The sequence below is a fragment of the Paraburkholderia sp. BR10954 genome (genome assembly GCF_040965775.1).
Taxonomy (GTDB): domain Bacteria; phylum Pseudomonadota; class Gammaproteobacteria; order Burkholderiales; family Burkholderiaceae; genus Paraburkholderia; species Paraburkholderia youngii.
In genome coordinates, this window is record NZ_JBFRCK010000030.1 from 81,449 (window position 1) to 102,009 (window position 20,561).

General features: G+C 60.9%; 16 protein-coding genes, 1 tRNA gene and 1 pseudogene. 5 read left to right on the top strand and 13 right to left on the bottom strand.

The genetic code is table 11. The annotated features are described in order from the left end of the window. Nucleotides 1-134 precede the first annotated feature (134 nt). Nucleotides 135-818 (top strand): response regulator transcription factor, encoded by a 684-nt coding sequence (locus AB4Y34_RS31475; protein ID WP_368718256.1) that lies wholly within the window; start codon nucleotides 135-137, stop codon nucleotides 816-818. A gap of 1,209 nt (nucleotides 819-2,027) precedes the next feature. Here the strand turns inward: AB4Y34_RS31475 and AB4Y34_RS31480 are convergent. The 3 genes from AB4Y34_RS31480 to AB4Y34_RS31490 all read right to left on the bottom strand — a co-directional run bounded on the left by AB4Y34_RS31480 (nucleotide 2,028) and on the right by AB4Y34_RS31490 (nucleotide 3,401). Further along, on the bottom strand, nucleotides 2,028-2,210 hold the full coding sequence (locus AB4Y34_RS31480) for a hypothetical protein (RefSeq protein WP_368718240.1): 183 nt from the start codon (nucleotides 2,208-2,210) through the stop codon (nucleotides 2,028-2,030). Between the two features lie 304 nt (nucleotides 2,211-2,514). Next, a tRNA-Met gene (locus tag AB4Y34_RS31485) sits at nucleotides 2,515-2,591 on the bottom strand. 138 nt (nucleotides 2,592-2,729) lie between these two features. Further along, a complete protein-coding gene (locus AB4Y34_RS31490) occupies nucleotides 2,730-3,401 on the bottom strand; it encodes a GntR family transcriptional regulator (protein WP_368718241.1) in 672 nt (223 codons plus the stop codon). A 115-nt stretch (nucleotides 3,402-3,516) separates the two neighbouring features. Here AB4Y34_RS31490 and AB4Y34_RS31495 point away from each other — a divergent pair, with 115 nt between their 5' ends. The 3 genes from AB4Y34_RS31495 to AB4Y34_RS31505 are packed head-to-tail and all read left to right on the top strand — an operon-like array spanning nucleotide 3,517 to nucleotide 6,528. Further along, entirely contained in the window at nucleotides 3,517-4,269 is a 753-nt protein-coding gene (locus tag AB4Y34_RS31495) for an SDR family NAD(P)-dependent oxidoreductase (RefSeq protein WP_368718242.1), read from the top strand. A gap of 14 nt (nucleotides 4,270-4,283) precedes the next feature. Beyond that, nucleotides 4,284-5,483 carry an acyl-CoA dehydrogenase family protein gene (locus AB4Y34_RS31500; protein ID WP_368718243.1) on the top strand — a complete coding sequence of 400 codons (1,200 nt, stop codon included), beginning with the start codon at nucleotides 4,284-4,286 and terminating at the stop codon, nucleotides 5,481-5,483. Then, the gene (locus tag AB4Y34_RS31505; RefSeq protein WP_368718244.1) at nucleotides 5,470-6,528 is read left to right on the top strand and encodes a phosphotransferase family protein; all 1,059 of its coding nucleotides are present in this window, start codon (nucleotides 5,470-5,472) and stop codon (nucleotides 6,526-6,528) included. Before AB4Y34_RS31500 ends, AB4Y34_RS31505 begins: the two co-directional genes overlap by 14 nt. 78 nt (nucleotides 6,529-6,606) lie before the next feature. On the opposite strand, the pseudogene AB4Y34_RS31510 reads toward AB4Y34_RS31505, so the two are convergent. The 9 genes and pseudogenes from AB4Y34_RS31510 to AB4Y34_RS31550 all read right to left on the bottom strand — a co-directional run. Further along, nucleotides 6,607-7,827: pseudogene (locus tag AB4Y34_RS31510) on the bottom strand (biotin/lipoyl-containing protein); the annotation flags it as partial. A gap of 199 nt (nucleotides 7,828-8,026) precedes the next feature. After that, nucleotides 8,027-8,218: a hypothetical protein gene (locus AB4Y34_RS31515; protein WP_368718245.1), complete on the bottom strand. Its 192-nt coding sequence runs from the start codon at nucleotides 8,216-8,218 to the stop codon at nucleotides 8,027-8,029. Between the two features lie 94 nt (nucleotides 8,219-8,312). Beyond that, nucleotides 8,313-9,761 (bottom strand): MFS transporter, encoded by a 1,449-nt coding sequence (locus AB4Y34_RS31520; protein ID WP_368718246.1) that lies wholly within the window; start codon nucleotides 9,759-9,761, stop codon nucleotides 8,313-8,315. 518 nt (nucleotides 9,762-10,279) lie between these two features. Further along, nucleotides 10,280-11,404 (bottom strand): acyl-CoA dehydrogenase family protein, encoded by a 1,125-nt coding sequence (locus AB4Y34_RS31525; protein ID WP_368718247.1) that lies wholly within the window; start codon nucleotides 11,402-11,404, stop codon nucleotides 10,280-10,282. Nucleotides 11,405-11,430: 26 nt separating this feature from the next. Further along, nucleotides 11,431-12,633: an acyl-CoA dehydrogenase family protein gene (locus AB4Y34_RS31530; protein ID WP_368718248.1), complete on the bottom strand. Its 1,203-nt coding sequence runs from the start codon at nucleotides 12,631-12,633 to the stop codon at nucleotides 11,431-11,433. 132 nt (nucleotides 12,634-12,765) lie between these two features. Further along, complete coding sequence (locus AB4Y34_RS31535; protein WP_368718249.1) at nucleotides 12,766-14,853, bottom strand: molybdopterin-dependent oxidoreductase; 2,088 nt, start codon at nucleotides 14,851-14,853, stop codon at nucleotides 12,766-12,768. Between the two features lie 78 nt (nucleotides 14,854-14,931). Then, nucleotides 14,932-16,299 carry an FAD-dependent oxidoreductase gene (locus AB4Y34_RS31540; RefSeq protein ID WP_368718250.1) on the bottom strand — a complete coding sequence of 456 codons (1,368 nt, stop codon included), beginning with the start codon at nucleotides 16,297-16,299 and terminating at the stop codon, nucleotides 14,932-14,934. Between the two features lie 2 nt (nucleotides 16,300-16,301). Beyond that, entirely contained in the window at nucleotides 16,302-16,565 is a 264-nt protein-coding gene (locus AB4Y34_RS31545) for a ferredoxin family protein (protein ID WP_368718251.1), read from the bottom strand. 99 nt (nucleotides 16,566-16,664) lie between these two features. Then, nucleotides 16,665-17,279, bottom strand: a complete 615-nt coding sequence (locus AB4Y34_RS31550; RefSeq protein WP_368718252.1) for an FMN-dependent NADH-azoreductase — start codon at nucleotides 17,277-17,279, stop codon at nucleotides 16,665-16,667. A 264-nt stretch (nucleotides 17,280-17,543) separates the two neighbouring features. On the opposite strand from AB4Y34_RS31550, the gene AB4Y34_RS31555 reads away from it, so the two are divergent. Further along, a complete protein-coding gene (locus AB4Y34_RS31555) occupies nucleotides 17,544-20,291 on the top strand; it encodes a LuxR C-terminal-related transcriptional regulator (RefSeq protein ID WP_368718253.1) in 2,748 nt (915 codons plus the stop codon). Nucleotides 20,292-20,353: 62 nt separating this feature from the next. On the opposite strand, the gene AB4Y34_RS31560 is transcribed toward AB4Y34_RS31555, so the two are convergent. Beyond that, a partial coding sequence (locus AB4Y34_RS31560; RefSeq protein WP_368718254.1) for a hypothetical protein occupies nucleotides 20,354-20,561 on the bottom strand: 208 nt, incomplete at its 5' end.

Below are 20,561 nucleotides of genomic sequence, written 5' to 3' on the forward strand. Positions count from 1 at the left end.
TTCGGCCACCATGCTCGAACAGGGTGCCGTCGATTGCCTCTTCAAGCCTTTCAGCGACACTGCCATGCTCGGAGCGATCCGGGCTGCACTCCAGGTCGAATGATTCATCCAGGTGCCTACGCATGGAGTTCGAAATGACACCAGACCAAGCAGTTGAACACGAATTGTCGTCGGCGCAAGGCACGCCGGTCGTCTTCGTCGTCGACGACGATGTCTCGGTGCGTGAGTCGCTCGAAGCGATGATTCGCTTTGCCGGCCTCAGGGCGGAGACGTACGCATGCGCACAGGACTTTCTCGGGCGCCCGCGCGCGACGGTCCCGAACTGCCTGGTGCTGGACGTCGCTCTTCCCGATCTCAGCGGCCTCGACCTGCAGAACCTGATTGCATCCGAGCGCACCGACATGCCAATCATCTTCATCACCGGCTACGGCGACGTTCCAATGACGGTGCGGGCCATGAAAGCTGGAGCGGTTGAGTTTCTTACCAAGCCCTTTGACGACCAGGTGATGCTCGATGCCATCCGGCACGCAATCGAGCGCAGCCGCGTGGCACTACGCGAGGAAGCCCGGATGCAATCGATCCGGGATCGCTACGCGTCACTTACCTGTCGCGAGCGCGAGGTCATGACGCTCGTGGTGACCGGCCTTCTGAACAAGCAGGTGGGGGGCGAGTTGGGCATCTGCGAGATCACGGTGAAGATGCACCGCAGGCAGGTCATGCGAAAGATGAAAGCCGGCTCGCTCGCCGAACTGATAGGCATGGCGTGGAAACTTCATCCTGACCGCGTGCCAGGGGCAGCGCTGCAAAACGTCTCGTGAAGGGATTGGGCGCGCGCTCTGCTAAGGCTCATCGACACGCTCATCAATGCGTCGGAGCGATATTTCCATGTTAGTTCTTAGGCGGCACGTCTCGTGTGACGCGAAATAATTCGTTCCTCAGATGCACGGCTTGTTGAGCGCGCAGCTTGAAATCGGACTTTTAAGTTGGACCGAAGAATGCGAGGGGCCGTTTGTGGCCCTGGAACCGACGTTTGAACGTCTGCGCAACAGTACGAGCAAATGACGCTTCATGGCCGACTAGCGTCTCATGTAATCGACTTGTCGCGCACGAATCGGACAGTCGATTATCCTGACGGCCGGCGCTTATGAGCTGTGGGCCAGTTCAATCTGCCTGCGGCGGTCTCACAAATTAATCACGTTTACGTATTCTCCAGACTGCACTCGTGCTGTCCTAGTACAGGGTTGAACCGCGATAGAACCGCTAACCACGCCACGCTGTCGCAAAGTCGGCAGTCGCATGACGCACATAAACGAACCCTCGTTCGACAACAACACACTCACACACCGAGAGGCGTGCTTTTCTGATCGAAATGTCCGGCCGCGCCCCGCATGGCTGATGTCTCAGTCCCGGGGTCACCATGCCATGGTCCGCTCCCCATGCGCGTCAACCTGTCAGCAATTTTTCAGCTTGCCTGAACCATCACGTTGGCCAGGCCTGCGATCTTTGGGGATCACGAGCCGTGAAGATCTGGGCGATGCCGCTGATTGGCGTATTCACCGGCCGCGCCGGGTGCGCGGCGTTCGCGCCGCCGACCCCAGCGCGCGTTCATCCGCCTCGTGGGTGATTTGCTTTCAGTTGTCGAGCGCTTGTGCAATTGCGCAAGCGCTCGAACGAAACACCTCTTAGCACTCCGCGAAACCCTCGCTGCACAGCGTTAAGAACCTTTCCTACGCTACGCCCAAAGCCCTCTTGTTCTTGACAATATCGCGAATCGCTACCAGCCAATTCGGGTCGGCTCCAGATCGCCATTCCCGCTCACAGTCGACGTGATCGCCCAGGTCGGCGCGGTGCCGTCGTCATCGACACGGCCCGTCGGATTGCGCAGTCCGTCGGTCGCGGGCGCCCACCCCCGCAGCGCTCTAACCGGCGTTGACCAGCCAAACCGCTTCCAGCTTGAATTCAGCGTGTAGCGCGCCCGCGTTGTCTGCTCATCTTCTTGACTCTCTTTGTTTGAGTATAAAGCTCAGCTAGGCGGCGCACATTTTCTCGACAGCCTCCAGATCAATCCTGACGCCGATTAGGTCCGAAAATCTCTGTGCGACGGGGAGAGAGAAGTCAAAGCGCACCGATATCGGTTTGTCGCCGACCTGAAGCTGGTGAAGCGTTTCCTCATCAATACCGGCTGCTCGCAAAATCGCTTCCTTGTCCATAGTCCTTCCCGTTTGCGGAAACATCATGGTGGCTAACGCTATTAAACCATTCCGCACAGGCTGAAAGCACGCACAGGCTCTACATCCGGGCTGTGGACAGGCTGGAGGGGTGCAGCAGGTGGATGGAGGGGTGAGGGGCTGGAAGCCCTCAGAGGCCCCAAAAGCAAAAACCCGCCTAGAGCGGGTTCTGTGTGCTGCTGATGTCTGCCGGATTTTCGCCAGTTTTGCCCACCTATTACCCAAAATTTGGGAAAGGGAGGATTCGCCCAAAACTTCAGAAATCCTGCAAAGCCTTACTGGGCTCTGGTTGCGGGGGTAGGATTTGAACCTACGACCTTCGGGTTATGAGCCCGACGAGCTGCCAGACTGCTCCACCCCGCGTCAGAGAGGTGAGACCATATCGTATCGTTCATCAAACGTCAAATGCCAACGCGATTCTTTCGCGAATGAACGATGCACTCACGCAATGACGACAGCTTGTATGTGCTTGAGCGGAAGCTCTTGCGGCGGTCGATGTCATCACCGCATCACCGCAGGTTCCGCCCCACAGATACAGCGCCGAACGTTTTGCACGTGCTCACGGCCAAGCGCCTCGGCCTTGTCAGCCTCGCCGGCAAGCACCGCCGCCGCGATGCGGCCGTAGTCGCGCAATCGCAGTTGCTGCAATGATGGCAGACGGTACTGCGCATAGACGATCGGCATGTGGATCGCCGGAAACAGGCGCCTCAATTCGTCATTGCCGCCGAGTTCAAGCAGTGCCCGGTAAAAACGCCGCCGCGCCATTGAGAACCCCGCGACGTCGCGCGCCTCGTCGGCCGCATTCAGGTCGCCGATGATCTGCTCGATCACACGCGCCTGCGCCGCCGCCGGCTTCATGCGTGCGGCAGCGCGCGCAAGCAGGCCGGTCATCAATTCGGCGACGTCGAGTACATCGAGTGTGTCCTGAACGCTCAATGAGCGGATCACACCGCCCTTGTGACGAAGCAGGTCGACCACGCCTTCCGCGACCAGACGCTGCAAGCCCTCGCGTACCGAGTTGCGGCTCACGCCGAAAGTCGTGGCCAGATCCCCTTCCACAAGGCGCTGGCCAGGCACGAAAGTCTGGTTCTCGAGGCCGCTGATCACCCCGAAGAATACTGCGTCCGAGGCGGACCCGGTCTCGGCGAAAGCGGCCGCATCCATGGGGTCCATCACACGCTCTGTGGAAAGTTTTCTGGTCATCCTGAAATTGTAACAGCTAATCCAACGACAATTTTGTTCTATATAATTGTCCAACAATCTATTGGAACAATTGAAGGAGGCAGCCGTGCCATCGACGTTGAACGACCTGGCAGGAAAGCGCGTGCTGATAACGGGCGCATCGAGTGGACTGGGCGCGCACTTCGCGAAGCTCTTTGCGGCGTGGGGCGCAGAAGTATTCGTCGCGGCGCGGCGGGTGAGCGCGCTGGAAACGCTGGCCGCCAGCCTGCGTGCGGCGGGAGGTCACGTCACATGTGTGCCGCTCGACGTCAACGATGCGGCTTCGCGCAAAGCACTGGCACAAACCGTCGGCGCGCCGGACGTTCTTGTCAACAACGCCGGCGTGGTCACCGAAGGTCCGGCTCTCGAGCAGTCCGAAGCGAACTGGGACAGCGTGCTCGACACCAATCTCAAGGGCATGTTTTTCCTCGCTCAAGCTGTTGCGCCGGCCATGCAGGCGCGCGGCGGAGCAATCGTCAACGTGGCGTCCATTCTCGGCCTGCGTCAGGCTGGTGGCGTGCTTCCCTACGCGGTGTCCAAAGCCGGCGTGATTCAGCTGACGAAGTCGCTCGCACTCGAATGGGCGCGTTACGGCATTCGCGTGAATGCGCTCGCGCCGGGCTACATCGAAACCGAACTGAACCAGCAGTTTTGGCAGACACCCGCTGGCGCGGCGCTGATCAAACGTATCCCGCAGCGCCGGCTCGGGCGGCTGGACGACCTAGACGGCCCGATGCGGCTGCTCACATCGGATGCGTCACGCTACATGACAGGCGCGGTTCTGTCCGTCGATGGCGGCCACCTCGTCAGTAGTCTTTAGTAAGGAAGCCGCAGATGTTCACTCCCTGTCCCACCGAACGCAGCCGCGAACTCGCGGACCGCGTCGAGGCATTCGTCCGCGATCGGGTCGTGCCGTACGAGCACGACCCGCGCCTTGGACCACACGGCCCCTCTGCCGAATTAGTCGCCGAATTGCGCGGTCTCGCGCGCGAGGCCGGCGTAATGACGCCGCACATTCTCGCCAACGGCGAACACCTGACCCAGCTCGAAACGGCTGCCGTGCTCAAACGCTCGGGGCTTTCGCCGGTCGGCCCGGTCGCGGTCAATACGATGGCCCCTGACGAAGGCAACATGTTCCTGCTCGGTAAGGTGGCGACGCCCGAGCAGCAACAGCGATTTCTGGCGAAGCTGGTGTCGGGCGAAGCACGCTCGGCCTTCTTCATGACCGAGCCCGCCGAAGACGAAGGCGCGGGCTCCGATCCGTCGATGCTGAAGACCATCGCGCGGCCCGACGGCAACGACTGGGTGATCGACGGCACGAAGACTTTCATTACCGGCGCCGATGGAGCGGCTGTCGGCATCGTGATGGCGCGCACGGAAGACGGCGACAAGCCACGCGCGACCATGTTCCTCGTCGACCTTCCCCATCCGGCGATCAGGATCGTGAAGGTGCTCGATACCATCGACAGTTCGATGCCGGGCGGGCACTCCCGCGTTGCCATCGAAGGGTTGCGCGTGCCGGCGAGCGCCGTGCTCGGCGAAGTGCACGCAGGGTTCGACTATGCGCAGATCCGTCTGGCTCCGGCGCGTCTGTCGCATTGCATGCGCTGGCTCGGTGCAACGACTCGCGCGCACGAGATTGCCGTGGCCTATGCAACGCGGCGCCATGCGTTCGGCAAGCGGCTCATCGATCACGAAGGCGTGGGCTTCATGCTTGCCGAGAATCTGATCGATCTGCAGCAGGCGGCGCTGATGATCGACTGGTGCGCGGGCGTGCTCGATGCGGGTCATATGGGCACGACCGAAAGTTCGATGACGAAGGTCGCCGTGTCCGATGCGCTCTTTCGCGTGGCCGATCGATGCGTGCAGGCAATGGGCGGCTCCGGTGTGTCGCGGGATTCGATCGTCGAGCAGGTGTTTCGCGAGATACGCGCGTTCCGCATCTATGACGGTCCGACCGAGGTGCACAAGTGGTCGATTGCGAAGAAGATCAAGCGCACGGCGCTCGAAGGAGGCTATCGTGCAGGGCACTGAGCAATTCTCCGGCACCGGGCCGATCCGGGCACAGAATAAGTTCGACGAACTCGCGTTAGCCCAATGGATGGAAAACAACGTAGCCGGCTATGCGGGTCCGTTGCAAGTCGAGCAGTTCAAGGGCGGCCAATCCAATCCGACCTATCGTCTAAAGACGCCGCGGCGCGACTACGTATTGCGGCGCAAGCCGCCCGGCCAATTGCTCAAGGGCGCGCACGCGGTGGAGCGCGAGGCGCGAGTGATGGCGGCGCTCAGCCCGATGGGATTTCCGGTGCCGAAGATCTTCGGCACTTGCGAGGACGAAAGCGTGCTCGGCAGCGGCTTTTTCGTCATGGAGATGATAGAGGGCCGCATTTTCTGGGAGTCGGGCTTTCGCGGCGTACCCGCTGGCGAGCGCGCGGCATACATGGATGCGATGAACGCCACACTCGCGCAGCTTCACTCGCTCGACTATGCGGCGCTCGGACTCGCAGACTACGGCAGGCCGGGACGTTACGTCGCACGGCAGGTGGAGCGCTGGTCGCGTCAGTATCTTGCTGACGAAGCCGCGGGCCGCGACCCGAACATGGACCGCCTCGTGGAGTGGTTGCCGGCCCATCTGCCTGCCGGTGACCAAACCACGCTGACCCATGGCGACTTCCGCGCGGACAATCTCGTGTTTCATCAAACCGAGCCTCGCGTGCTTGCCGTGCTCGACTGGGAACTGTCGACGCTCGGCGACCCGCTCGCGGATTTCGCCTATCACGCGATGATGTATCGCATGCCCCAGGATATCCTCGGTGGGATCGGCGGGCTCGATCTCGCCGAACTGGGGTTGCCCACCGAAGCAAGCTACGTCGCGACCTATTGCCAGCGCACCGGGCGCGAACGGATCGCCGATCTCGACTACTACATCGCCTTTAACATGTTCCGTTTCGCGGCGATCCTGCACGGCATCCGCGCACGCGTAGCGCGCGGCACGGCGGTCAGCGACGACGCGCGCGCCACGAGTGACCGCTTCGTGCGCGTTGCGGAGCTAGCATGGGAACAGGCGCAGAAGGTATAGCACGCATGAGGCGGTAAGCGGAGGCCAGAAGTCCATCCAGAGCCGGAGGGGCGCCGCCCTCCCCGTTCGCCGCCGCACTCAATCCGCAGCCTTCAACTCGATCAACAGATCCTTCGCCGCCAGACGGTCTCCCGCGTGCACATGCACGGCGGCGATCTCGCAGTCGCGTTCGGCCACGATGTGCGTCTCCATCTTCATCGCTTCAAGTGCGACCAGTGTGCTGCCGGCCGATACGCACTGCCCGGGCTGAACCGGAACCGTGACGATCGAGCCCGGCATCGGCGCGGCGATATGCAATGGATCGGCCGGATCGGCAACCGCCCGGCTCTTTCGCGCCGGTCCCGTCTGCACGGTACTGCGCTGTTCGATGACGGCAGTGCGCGACTGTCCGTTCAATTCGAACTGAACCTTCACCATGCCCTCGCCGACGTCGGCGTGCTGTCCCTGCAGCGAGACGAGCAGTGTTTTGCCCGCGTCGATATCGACCGCAACTTCTTCCTGCGGCCGCAGGCCATACAGGAAAGCGGGCGTGGGCAATACGGAGGTATCGCTATAGGCACGCAGGTGTGCATGGAAGTCGACCGTATGCTTCGGATACGTCAGGTACGAAGCGAGTTGCCTGTCGTCCAGTGCCTCTTCACAGGCTGCCTCGCCCTGCGCGCGCGCCGCGTCCAGATCGACGGCCGCAACCTGGTCACCGGGCCGGTACGGCGGCGGCGGGTCGCCTCGCAAGAGCTTGCGCGACAGTTCCGCCGGAAAGCCGGCGGGCGGGAAGCCAAGCTCGCCCTTGAACAGCGACACGACCGATTCGGGCAAAGCAATTTCCTTCCTCGGGTCGCACACATCGGCCGCGCTGAGATCGTTGGCCGCCATCGTCAACGCCATGTCGCCGACCACCTTCGAGGTCGGCGTTACCTTGACGATGTCGCCGAAAATCCGGTTGACGTCCGCGTACGCGCGTGACACCTCGGTCCAGCGATGTTCGATTCCGAGCGCGCGCGCCTGCTCCCGCAGATTCGTGTACTGGCCGCCGGACATTTCGTGACGGTAGACGTCTGCCGTGCCGGCCCTGATCTCCGATTCGTACGGTGCATAGTAGCGACGCACGCCTTCCCAGTACATCGACGCTTCGTGCAGCCGCTCCAGACTGAGCCCAGGATCGCGCTCGCTGCCGGCCAGTGCCGCGGCAATGCTCGACAGGTTCGGCTGCGAAGTGAGGCCGCTCATTGCATCGAGCGCGCCGTCGACCGCATCGCAGCCGGCATTGATCGCGGCGAGTGCCGAAGCGGCTGAAATGCCGGGAGTGACCCTCGTGGGCCCACAACGCGATACGCGCGCGCATCACATCTCGCTGCGCAGCCGTCTTCCGCTCAATCAGCGATAGTAGTTCTCGTCGTTCTTTATTCGCCAGCTTCACTGGCGTTGCATGGCGGCCTCGGCTCATCCAGGCATGATAATCGAACCAGTTATTTATTCAACATATTTACGGGATGTCATACTAGTCGATGCTCGCGGATGGCGTATGCGAATCCATCCAGTCATAGTGACCTTGTGCGTTGGACCACGCCCAGTTCTGCGCCGCCTGGGCCGCGTCCTCGCGACTGTCGTCGCCCATTGCGCCGTTTTGCCTATGTTCATTCGTATTACGACCGGCGTCTAGCGGTTGAATCCTCTTCGTTCCATGGTTCATGCTGGTCACTCCTGGTGAATGATTGATGGCCTGCAACACGTTCTGTCCACGAACATGTTGTAAAGCTGTAAGACGAACGGCGAGCTTCAACGCGTCAGGTAGACGCGCGCCGGCCATGGCCGCTCACCTGCGCGCCCGCATCGCGATCGAGGCTGAATACGTCGACGATAGCGACAAGGCTGAACGCAGCGATGATGGCAAGCGCAAGTGTGAAGTCGTTCAGGTTGACTGCCTGCGAGTCATGCTGGTGCAACCATTCGGCAGCGCGCAGCACGATGGAGCCGAACGCCACGCCAACGCCGATCGTTAGCTGGTTCAACGTGCTCGACAAGGTGGTGGCGGCACTCATCTGCAGATTCGACACGTCCGCGAAGCCGAGCGTATTAAAGGCCGTGGCCTGCAACGAGCGGGAGAGTCCGCTCACGAATAGCACGAGACCAATCCATGCATAGGGCGTCGCGGGATCGAGAAAGCTCAACGCCGCAAGCACGGCCGCATTGACCGTCCCGTTGACGAGCAGCACCGCACGGAAGCCGAAGCGCTTCATGATCGGCGTGGTGACCAGCTTCATCGACAGATTACCGGCAAACACCCACAGGGTAAGCAATCCTGATTCGAACGCATCGACGCCGAAGCCGATCTGGAACATCAGCGGCAACAGAAACAGCAAACTACTGTTCGCAATCCGTAGCAACGAACTGCCGCCGAGCGCAACGCGGAATGTCTTCACACGAAACGTGGAGAGATCAACGACCGGGTTTCGTGTCCGCCGCAAATGGACGAAACCACCGGCGGCAGTCGCACCGCTTACAACGAGAAATACGAGCACCTCGTGCCATCGCACGACACTCCTGCTGATCAGGTCCATCGCATACAGAAGCATCGTGCAGGCGCAGCCACAGAGGACGAAGCCGGGAAAATCGAACGCACGCTGCGTATCTCTGCCCGCATTGCTGACGAATCGCAGGGACAGCAGCATCCCGACTAATCCGAGCGGCAGGTTCAGATAGAAGATCCAGCGCCACGACGAATAGGCCGCGATGAAGCCGCCGAGCGCTGGCCCGATGACAGGCGCGACGAGTCCCGGCCAGGTGATGAGCGTGATCGCGCGCATCAGGTCTTCCTTGGGCGTCGCACGCAGCACGGCCAGCCGTCCGACGGGCACCATCATCGCGCCGCCGATGCCCTGCGCAATGCGCGCCGCCGTGAATGAAGCGAGGCCGTCGGTCATGCCGCACAAGACCGACGACGCCGTGAAGACGGCCAGCGCGCTCGTGAAAAGCGTGCGCACGCCGAAGCGATCGGCGGCCCAGCCGCTAAGCGGAATGAACACCGCGACCGCCAGCAGATACGACGTGACGCCAATGCTGAGGTCGGCTGGAGTGACGTTCAACGAGCGCGCCATCTGCGGCAGCGCCGTCGTGATGATCGTCACATCCAGGTTCTCCATAAAGAACGCGGCGGCGACTAGCGCGACAATCACCGACGAATCGCTGGTGTTGCGCACATCGGGTGCATAGGAAGGCGGTGCGGAACCGGACATCGGGGATTTTCTCGCAAGAACCTGCAATGGCGGCTTCGGCCATGTCGTTGGTGAGATTTACCGGGCAGCACGCGTCGTGTCGGCAGTTACACAGCGCCATCAAGCGCGCATGGCCGGACGTTCCGATCGGGGAGGAAACACGCACCATGTCCCGTTGCCGTGCCGGAAGAAGAAAATGGTAACGGGGCCGCCCACGCGAAGGGCTTCGACACGGACGCAACGCGTCAAGCCGGAACTTGCGGCGCTGATCCGCGTGACGCGAACCGGTGCCGCGGCATGCGGCGCAAACCATTTTTCGACCTGCAAACGCAACCTACCTTTTGCGAAGTCCATCTCTCACCTCCGAAACGGTCTGCATCGGTCTCTGCCCAGCGAGTCAACGGGTCGGTGCCGCATGAATGCATCCTATGCACGGTCATGTTCATTGACTAGAGCGTGAAATCTGATTTCACCCGTCCAGAATCGGAGGCAATGTCAGATGCAACGCATAGCGGAGCAGGACGGCGAGGCGCGGCCGCTCAAGCGAACTCGCGTCCCAATCGCTCGTACCTGCGCACGTGGTAGTCAAGAGATCCGAACAGACTTTCGATCACGGTCGTACGCCGAAAGTAGTGGCCGATAGCCAGTTCCTCGGTCATGCCCATCGCGCCGTGTATCTGGACCGCACCCTGCCCCACCTTGCGACAGGCCTTGCAGACCGCGACCTTGGCCGACGACACCGCACGCGCCCGTTGCGGCCCGAGCCTGTCGAGGCATGAAACGACGCTTTGCGTCAATGCGTCCGCCTGCTCGAGGGCAATGAACATGTCTGCCATCCGATGCTGCAATGCCTGGAAACTCGCAAGCGGCACGCCGAATTGCTTGCGTTCCCGCGCATATTCGAGCGTGTCACGCATCAGGCGACGCATCGCACCGACGGCCTCGGCACACACCGCGAGCGCCGCTTCGTCGAGGACCTCCTCGAGCAAAGGCAGTGCCCCACCCTCGTCACCGAGCAGCGCGTCGCGAGCGACGCGCACCTGATCGAAGCGGATTTCCGCCGCCCGCCCGCCATCGCGCGTCGGGTACTCGCGCATCACGACGCCCGGCGCGTCCCGCTCGATCAGCAGTACCGACATGTCCTGATTGCTAGCGTCCGCGCTGCGTGCGGTGACGATGAGATGGGTTGCCCACGGCGCGCCATACGCGACCGCCTTCCGGCCATTCAGGCATAGCGTGCCGCCGTCGTGCGAAAGAGTGGTCCGAACATCCGTGAGGTCGAAGTGCCCGGGCGGCTCGACGTGCGCGAATGCAAACACGGCCGTGCCGTCGACAATGCGCGGAATCAGGCGCTCGGCCATGCTGCCGCCAATCCGGCGCAACAGCCCACCGCCGATCACCACGGTCGACAGGTAAGGCTCACCCGCAAGCGCTCCGCCAAGAAGCTCCATGATCAGCTGATTCTCTATCACGCCGCCGCCGAGACCGCCCCATTGTTCAGGCAGGCTTGCGCCGAGGATGCCGAGATCGTTCGCGAGGCCCTGCCACAACTGCGGCGGCTCATGAACCGCTGCCGCAAGTGCGCGTGAGCGCGCCTCGAAGCCGTATTGCTCGTCGAGATAGCGTTGCAGGCTGTCATACAGCATGGTTTGGGTATCTGTCATATGCAAGGTAGCCTCGTGCGATATCGTCAACGCGCCAGCAGATGCGCTGCAATGATGTTGCGTTGTATTTCGTTTGTTCCGCCGTAGATCGATGCGGCGCGGTCGTTGAGATAGGCCGCCATGTTGAACACGGAATCCTCCGGCACTGGCAACTCGCCCTGCTCCGCTGAATCCATGCGCAGCCCCGCGTTCACGTACGCACCGGCAATCTCGATTCCGAGCTCGGTCAATCTCTGCCGCGTCTCGGTCCCGCTCACCTTGCCTATCGAAGGACTGATCCCTGTCGGCTCACCTCGCGCCTGGGCCCGTAGCGTGCGAATCTCAACCGCCTCTAGCGCATCGATTTCCAATTCGATTTCAATCAGTTTGCGCGCGAGTTCGACGCACGGTGCGCTGTCTGGCATAAGATGAGCCCACGCATCGCTCGCTGCCTTATGCAAACGCCGCAGTCGCGCACGCAGGAGCGGCGCCCACATTCCCCCACGCTCATGTTCGAGTAGATACTTCGCTATCGTCCATCCTTTGTCCTGCTCTCCGATCAGTGCCGACGCAGGTACGCGCACATCGTCAAAGAACACCTGGTTCAGCTCATGATCGCCGGACAGGCTGATGATCGGCCGAATCGTAATGCCAGGCAGGTCGAGGTCGAAGCATAGAAAACTGATGCCGTGCTGCCGCTTGCCCTCATTGGATGTGCGTACAAGGCAAAACATCCTGTTTGCCCATTGCGCGTGCGTGGTCCACATTTTGGTGCCGTTGATGACATAGTGCGTGTTGTCCGCCGTCAGCACGGCGCGACATTGCAACGATGCCAGGTCGGAACCTGACTGCGGCTCTGAGTAACCTTGGGCCCAGTAGTCGTCACCGTTGCGAATGCCGGGCAACCAGCGTGCTTTCTGCTCTTCGCTACCGAACGCAATGATGACCGGCGCAACCATGTGAGTGCCGACCGGCGAGCGCATTGGGGCGTCCGCGTCCGCGAGTTCGCTTGCGAAGATGTAATGCTGCAATGGCGACCACCCTGTGCCACCGTGCTCGACGGGCCAGTGCGGAACGCTCCAGCCTCGGCGTGCAAGCGCGCGGTGCCAGCGAATCGCGTCGGGGTAGTCGGCGAAAATTCCCGAACTGCGCCGACCGGCCTCGCGCAGGCCGGCAGTCAAATCCGTCTCCAGAAACGCCCTGACGGAGCGCCTGAAATCCTCTTCCACGCCAATCAGTTCAAATGTCATGACAGGTCCATCGATGAAGGTTCACGACCAGGTGATCCCGACTCAGTTTATGAGGGTGGGGCCTGTCCTGGCATCGTCGGATGCGACGATCCTGTTTTCGCAAAGACCGACGATGCGGCACCGGATCATCGGTCACGACACTACGATTCGCTCGATCTGCACCGGTACGCCGGACATCCACGACATGTAGCTCAACGGTTCGACCGCGTCCGCGTTCGTTGGCATCAACGCGTTGCAGTTGGCGCCCGCCTTGCGGGATGCCACCGATAGCCCATACGCGTGCGCATTACCGTACCCGTGAGTCATCGCAACGGCACCTGATCTCAGATGGTTGTTGATCAGCACCCGCGTTTCGATGGTCCCGTACTGGTTGAACACGCGCACTGCATCGCCATTGTGAAGGCCATGCGCTGACGCATCTTCCTCACAGATGTTCAGCGGGTTGATGCTCTGCCGGCCGAGCCGAAACTTTTCCAGATTCGCGAACCAGCTGTTATGCATGTAACGCGTGCGCAGCGAAATAAGTCTCAGCGTGTCATCCGGTTCCAGCAGGCGCTGCGCGAATATGGCATGGCAACGCGCAATGAGCCCTGTTTCGACGAATGCCGCGGGGAAGCAATCAATCGTCCGGTCCTCGTGCTGGAGACAGCGTTCGAAGAGCATCGCGCGGTCTCCCTGAGGAAAGGTCGCCGTTTGCGCAGGCATTGCTCGCAGCGCGTCGATCGAGAGTTTTCCCATCGACAGAATCGCGTCGATCTCATGTGATCCGTCGCTCAGGCTGGGCTTGTCATCGAGCGGCGACGACAAGCCCGCCGCCTGCGCGATACGAGCCAGGATCCACCATCCGCTGCGCCGGCCTTCGGCTGGCTGCTCCATGGCGTCCGTGTATTGCACATATGGAATGGACTGCAAACCGCTCATCAGCGTGTTGACGTCCCTACGTTCGAGCCAATCCGTCGCGGGGAGCACGTAGTCGGCCATCTCCGCAGTCGCATTGCGAAAGATGTCGACGCTCACCATGAGCTCCAGCTTTTCGCACGCTTCGCGCAGCTGATCGCCGCCGCCCACGGTGAGCAGCGGGTTACCGGCCAGCACGATCAATGCGCGCACGTCACCGTTTTCGATGAGGGCCGGCAACTGCGCCGCCGGCAATGCCGCGTGTCCCATCGGCTCCGGTACATCGAATGTTCCGACAGAGGTTGCCATGGGCCGCAGCGGCGCACGCGGCGGAAAATAATTCAGCAGTCCATTTGGTTTGTAGGTGCCGCCCTGCCGCCCGAGATTTCCGGTGACGAAGTTGATCATCTCCGCGAGCAGGTAGCACAGGTTTCCCTGCTGGCTCTGATTGACACCTGTTGCGATATAGACGGCTGCAGATCTGGCCGCGATCATCTCCGCAGCTACCTCCTCCACCACCTGCGCATCGAGCCCGATGACCGGCGCCACTCTGGATGCGGGATAGTCTCGGAAAAAGCCAATCAGCTCGTCGAAATGCTTGCCATACAGAGCCACCAACGATTCGTTCACGCCGCCCCGGTTGACGATTTCGTGAAGCAGGGCGGCAAGAAAATAGACGTCCGTGCCAGGCTTGATGCGTAGCGTGGGCCCTGTCTCGGCGGTGGAAGACTCGATCTTTCGCGGGTTGACAAAGCGCACCTTGCCACCTCGCCGTGTGATCTGCTTCAGTGCGTCGCCGCCGTCATTCGGCGTAGAGAACATCACCCATCGCGAAACGTTCGGATTCGAGCCGAGGCAGAGCAGATAGTCGGTATGGTAGATATCGGGCATCATCAACGACATCTGCGACCCATATATCTCACCCGCCACAACGAACTTGTTGGCCGTATCCTGCGTGCTCGCACTGAAGCGCATGCGCGTGCCGATTGCGTCCTGGAACTGGCCGACAGTCATGAAAGCCGCTGTGTCGAACGACCACGGATTGCCCATATATACGGCGACCGAGTCCGGCCCATAGCGATCCCGAACAGATTTCAATTGCCGGCCAATGTCGGCCATTGCGGTATCCCAATCGGTTTCGACGAAATCGCCACGCGCTTCGGAGCGGGGATTCGCGCGTTTTTTCGGCCAGTTCAGGCGATCAGGATTGTAATGCACTTCCAGGTAGGACAGTCCCTTGTGGCAGGCAACGCCGCCGCTGGGATGATCGAAATCGGGGCTCAGGCGAATCACTTTCCCCTTGTCGTCGAACTCGGCGAGCAACGGGCAATGAGGATCACATATCCGGCAAAAGGTATGCTTTGCTTGCACCAAGACGCTTCTCCCTCGTCGAATGCGAAATTAACGCGCCGCCGCCGCACAAGCCAGCATGCTGGCGACATCGGTCTTCTTGACACGAGGCCGCCCCGTATTGCGGCCCGCATCCATTTCCGCGTGATCGATAGCCAGCCAGTCCCGACGTAACACCACCTCCGGCTTCCTTTGCCTGATTAGCGCCGGCACTGCGTCCCTGTCGAGACTTGTCCGCGGCAATCGATTGCTCCTTGCGTCTTCGATCAGCTTCTCCACCGTCGCGCCGGCGCATTTCTTGTTGCTGCCGATAATGCCGCGGCAGCCGCGCTTGATCCAGCCGGTCACATAGGCCCCTTTGAGCCATCCATGTGTATCGGTCACACGCCCGTCGATGTTCCGAATGACGCCGCGGCTTTCATCGAACGGCAGGCCGGGAAAAGGGGTGCCTCGATAGCCGATGGCGCGCAGCACCAGGCCCGCATTCAGCATCGATTGTTCGTCCGTGCGTCTTGCCGTCAGGACTCCGCGATCGTTCTGCTCAAGACGATTGCGTGCGACCAGAACCTGCTCGACCTTGCCGCGGCCACGCAACTCGACAGGTGACGCCAGGAAGCGCAGGACGATACGCTTGTTCGACGGATGCGTGCGCCGTGCAGCGATCTGCCGGAGCGTGGCTACCTTGCGTCGCGTCTCCCAATGCAAATGGCTCGGGATCGTCTCGTCTTCGCCGGGCAACGCATCCCCTTCGACGACCACATCCACCCCTTCCAGATGTGCCAGTTCCTCCAGTTCGGGATTGTGAAACGCTGCCTGCTCATGGCCGCGACGGCCGAGCACGACCACCTCGCGAATCGCGCTATGACGCAGCGCTGCGAGCGCATGGTCGGCAATGTCCGTGCGCTCGAGTTCCGCCACCGGCATCGTCAGAATGCGGGCAACATCAAGCGCGACATTGCCGTTGCCGACCACCAGCGCCCTTTCGCACGACAAATCGAATGCAAGATGCCGGTAGTCCTGATAGCCGTTGTAGAACCCCACAAATTCCCGCGCTGCCCAGCATCCCGGCAAGGCTTCACCCGGAATGTCCATTCTTGTATCGCCACTCGCGCCAACGGCATAGATGACCGCGTCGTACCACTCTGCGAGCTCGGTGTGGCTGATATCGGTGCCGATCTCGACATTGCCGAAAAAGCGCACGCGGGGATCCTTCAGATAGAAATCGAAAAGACGGTCTGCCACCAGCTTCTTTTCCGGGTGGTCCGGCGCCACGCCCGCTCGCACCAAACCCCACGGATTGGGCAATCGTTCGAAGATGTCGATATCCGGCGTGAGGCCGCCTGTTTCAAGCAGATGCCCGACGGCATACATGGCGGCCGGCCCGGCGCCGACAACCGCCACTCTCAACGGCAACGGCATACTCACTCCCCCTTTCCGAGGAAGTGCTCACGGTTGACTTGAGCGTAATGCCGCCACTTCTCCGGCAAGCAATCCGCTTCGAAAATCGCCAATACAGGGCAGACTTCGACGCAAGCCCCGCAATCTATGCAGACATCGGGATTGATATACAGCTGCTCGGCGTCGTCGAAATCCCGGTCGGCGGCGCGAGGGCTGATGCAGTTGACCGGACAGATCTCCACACATGAGTAATCCGCCACACATGGAGCCGCAATAACATGAGCCATCGCTTTCCTCAGTACTATTGACGTATCTGAGCGCCGCCGCGGTTATCATCAGCCGCCGGAACTCTCGCTTTTCCTCGCAGAAGGGCTATCTATCCGACATCAAGCGGAGATCAGTCCGTCAATCATCTCGCGGCCGTGGTTCAATGCGGCGTCCACTGACGGCTCACCCATTGCCAGACCTTCGGCACGCACCACTGTGATATCGGTCAGGCCGATAAAGCCGAGAATCACCCGGAGGTAGGTCTCCTGAAAATTCATCGACTGAGCGGGGCCTTCGCTATAAACGCCGCCGCTAGCCGTAAAGACATAGACCTTCTTGTCCCTGACGAGCCCGACGGCTCCCGTCTCGGTGTAGTTGAAAGTCACGCCGACACGCGTCACGTGATCGATCCACGCCTTGAGCGCCGAGCTAATCGAGAAGTTGTACATCGGTGCTCCGAGCACGATGACGTCGGCGCGAAGCAATTCCTCCACGAGTGCGTCGGCCAATTCAACGGTCCGGGTTTGTTCCGGCGAGCGCTGATCCGCCGGAGTGAAAAACACCCCCATCATTTGTTCAGTCAGGTGCGGAACCGGATCTTGCGCCAGGTCGCGCTCGATCACGATATCGCGTGGATTGGCGACCTTCCATTTACTCACGAATTCAGATGACAGCTGACGGGAAACGGAGCCTGTACTGCGGATGCTGCTATTGATATGAAGAATCGTCGCCATGGCTGTAGGTCCAAAGAGGTTGAGTAATGCGATGCGATTTCACCGCACTCGCAGTGCGTACGGAAATGCTAGGCAATAACGGGTTCGTCGATTAGCGGGTGCTGACGGATTTCATCCGTCCATGGTCGACGGCAATCGCCGTGCGCCGATTCGGGAGAGCTTCAGATACAGGCGACGATCGCGAATTACCCGCATTTTTGGACGAGTGAAATCCATTCATGCGGACTAGTCGATGGCCACAGCCGCGCCTAGCATCTTTATCGCATGGCCCGCGTGACGAATCATCATCAGAACGCGCAATCCAAGTTCACCTGTAGAGAGCCAATGATGAATGCGTCAGTGTCGTTCTCTCCGCTGCCCCGCAATCCCAATCCAGTCGGTATGCCTGTGGCCGCCAAACCCACCGGTTACGAGGTTGCGCGCGTCGATGTCTGTCAACGCATCGCGCAATCTCGTGCCAGGCTGGTGCTGGTTCGCGCACCGGCAGGCTTTGGCAAGACGACGGCGATGGCGCAAGCGCGACGACACTTCGACGAGGCGAACGTCTACACCGCCTGGATTACGCTCGAGCACGCCGACAACGACGTACCTCGTTTCATCAATTGCTTCCGCACGGCACTCGTCCAGACCGGCTTCGATGAGCTTCCTGTGGCCAACCCGCTGGAAATACTGAAGGCGATATCTCGCGAGGTAACAGGATTTGCCCTGTTTCTCGATGACTTCGAGAAGCTGGGCGAACCCGCCGTTATCGGCCTAGTACGCGAACTCATCGAGCACTCGCCGCGCAACTGCCAGATCATCATTGGCACACGCGCCGAACCCGATATCGGCATCGCGCGCCTGCGGGTCCAGGATGCCATGCTGGAAATCGACACGGAGGATCTGCGTTTTACTCAGCAGGATACGCAACGTCTGTTCGAACTACGAATGGAAACACCTCCCTCGCCCGATGACGCGAAACGCCTGCACCACAAAACCGAGGGCTGGGCGGCAGCGCTTTCACTGGCCGTCATGTCTCTTGCACGTCACGGTGTCCAAAGCGATTTTGTCGAACGTTTCTCGGGCTCGCATCGCGACGTGGCCGCCTATCTGGCAGAGGACGTACTGGCGCACCAACCTGCGGAAATACGTGAGTTCCTGCTGCGAACCAGCATCCTGCGGCAGCTCAGCCCGTCCCTTTGCCAAACCCTGAATCCCAGACTGGATGCGAACGAAATACTGGACCGCCTTGTGGCGACCAATCTGTTCCTCACGCCGGTAGACGGCCAAGAGCGCACATGGCGCTATCACAGCATGTTCGCCGACTACCTTTGTGCGCAATTGCGCCGCGAGCAGCCCGACAGGATCGTTCGCCTGCATTTGACCGCCGCCGGTTGGTACGAAGAGCGGCGTCAGCTCGTGCCTGCAATCGATCATGCACTTGAAGGAGCGGACCGTCCGTATGCCCTGTCAATGCTCGCGCAACACGTCGATCATTTCCTTGAGCAAGGCCGGATGCGCTTGCTGGCGCGCTGGTTCGAGGCGTTTCAGCCCCGCGAGCTGGCCATGTACCCGCGTTTGCAGGTGATTGCCGTCTGGGCATTGGCCTTTACCAAAGGGCCGCTGCAGGCGATGGAACAGCTGGAGCGAACAGGCTTCGCGCAAAGCCAGGATCCCGAGGTGCTCGCGCATGTGAACGGGCAACGGCCGATGCTGCTTGCCATGATGGATCGCTTCGAAGAAGGCTATGCCCTCGGCCGGCAGGCGCTTGCGGACCTGCCGTCGATCAACGCATTTGCCGATGGCGTGCTATGCAACTCGATGGGGCACATTGTCTCCGTGCTGGGTCAACCTCATGAGGCGCACAGCCTGTTCGAGAACGCACGCCGCGTACAGAACAAGGGAGAATTCATTCGCATGCACACCGAATCGGCGGAAGGCCTTGTCGACCTGCAACAGGGGCGCCTGCGCGACGCGTCGGCCCGCTATCGCATCGCGGTCGGCTCGACACGCGCCTCTTCGTACAATCTGACGAGCGGCAACGCATGGGCCGGCGTGCTCTACGCGAGTTCGGTCTACGAGGCCGACAACGTCGACGAGGCCGAGCACATGCTCAATGTCTATTTACCGCTTGCGCGTGATGTCGGCCTCCCCGATCACATCATCATGGGCTACCGCATGCGCTCGCGAATCGCATTTCAGCGAGGCGATGTCGATCGGTCGTTGCGATTTCTGACCGAATTGGAATACCTGGGCGTCGAGCGTCAATTATCGCGTGTTCTCGCATCATCGAGGCTTGAGCGTTCCCATCTTTTGCTGCTGCAGGGATACGCCGATTTGTCGCAGGAAGAGCTGAATCGCGGTGACGACGCCGAATTGTGGCAGCGCGTGGCTCGCCTCAGCTTGCCCGCCAATGACGTCGAGGACATTGTCATCGGCCGGGCCCGCTGGGAAATCGCGTTCGGCGACCCTGATGCCGCTTTGACGCAGCTCGAACCTGCGCTTGCCGAGGCGCAACAATCGGAGCGGCGCACCCGCGCGCTGAAACTGGGCCTTCTCGCGGCGCTCGCCTTGCAACGCAAAGGGATGGCGCAGGCCGCAGTCGACATGGCCATGCCCGTATTGCACCACACGTGTCATGAAGGCTTTGTGCGTGTGATCCTGGATGAAGGCCCCGTGCTGATTCCCTTGCTCGAACAATGCCACACCGTTACGCAGGAAGACTCGGGCAATTCGCCCCTTCTCGGCGAGTATATGCGGCGACTGCTGCACGCCTTGGGCGCTTCACCTGCGGCCGAGGTCGTGCCTGCCTCATCGTGCAGCTCCAAAGTCCTGCCGGAACCGCTGACGCGCAAGGAATTGCGAGTATTGCAGTTGCTTGCCGAAGGCTACTCGAATGCCGCAATGGCGGAAAACCTATTCGTGTCAGACAGCACGGTTCGCACCCACTTGCGCAATATCAACGGCAAGTTGTGTGCCCGCAGCCGCACGCAGGCAGTCTCAATCGCGCGCAAGCTTGGGCTAATACGCTGAGATCGTCTAGCGGGAACTCTGGCACAACAGGGCGCGAATCATCGCGCCGCTGTGCGCAGTTCTCAAAGTCTCTCGACGATCGTCACATTGGCAAGACCGCCACCCTCGCACATCGTCTGCAGGCCATAGCGTTTGCCGCGCTGGCCTAGCAGGCTGTTGAATTTGGGTCCCGTGTAGACGGGGTTTGAGGGACGGGCGTTATGGATATCGTGTTCATGATCTTTGGCAGCGGATGCGATGCGCGGAATGGATGAGATGCAGGAACCCCTG

Bases quoted from the DNA above. Each gene is read 5' to 3' on its own strand.
- AB4Y34_RS31475 (WP_368718256.1), top strand. From the start codon at position 135: ATGACACCAGACCAAGCAGTTGAACACGAATTGTCGTCGGCGCAAGGC.
- AB4Y34_RS31480 (WP_368718240.1), bottom strand. From the start codon at position 2,210: ATGGACAAGGAAGCGATTTTGCGAGCAGCCGGTATTGATGAGGAAACG.
- AB4Y34_RS31490 (WP_368718241.1), bottom strand. From the start codon at position 3,401: ATGGACCCCATGGATGCGGCCGCTTTCGCCGAGACCGGGTCCGCCTCG.
- AB4Y34_RS31500 (WP_368718243.1), top strand. From the start codon at position 4,284: ATGTTCACTCCCTGTCCCACCGAACGCAGCCGCGAACTCGCGGACCGC.
- AB4Y34_RS31515 (WP_368718245.1), bottom strand. From the start codon at position 8,218: ATGAACCATGGAACGAAGAGGATTCAACCGCTAGACGCCGGTCGTAAT.
- AB4Y34_RS31520 (WP_368718246.1), bottom strand. From the start codon at position 9,761: ATGTCCGGTTCCGCACCGCCTTCCTATGCACCCGATGTGCGCAACACC.
- AB4Y34_RS31525 (WP_368718247.1), bottom strand. From the start codon at position 11,404: ATGACAGATACCCAAACCATGCTGTATGACAGCCTGCAACGCTATCTC.
- AB4Y34_RS31530 (WP_368718248.1), bottom strand. From the start codon at position 12,633: ATGACATTTGAACTGATTGGCGTGGAAGAGGATTTCAGGCGCTCCGTC.
- AB4Y34_RS31540 (WP_368718250.1), bottom strand. From the start codon at position 16,299: ATGCCGTTGCCGTTGAGAGTGGCGGTTGTCGGCGCCGGGCCGGCCGCC.
- AB4Y34_RS31545 (WP_368718251.1), bottom strand. From the start codon at position 16,565: ATGGCTCATGTTATTGCGGCTCCATGTGTGGCGGATTACTCATGTGTG.
- AB4Y34_RS31550 (WP_368718252.1), bottom strand. From the start codon at position 17,279: ATGGCGACGATTCTTCATATCAATAGCAGCATCCGCAGTACAGGCTCC.
- AB4Y34_RS31555 (WP_368718253.1), top strand. From the start codon at position 17,544: ATGGCCCGCGTGACGAATCATCATCAGAACGCGCAATCCAAGTTCACC.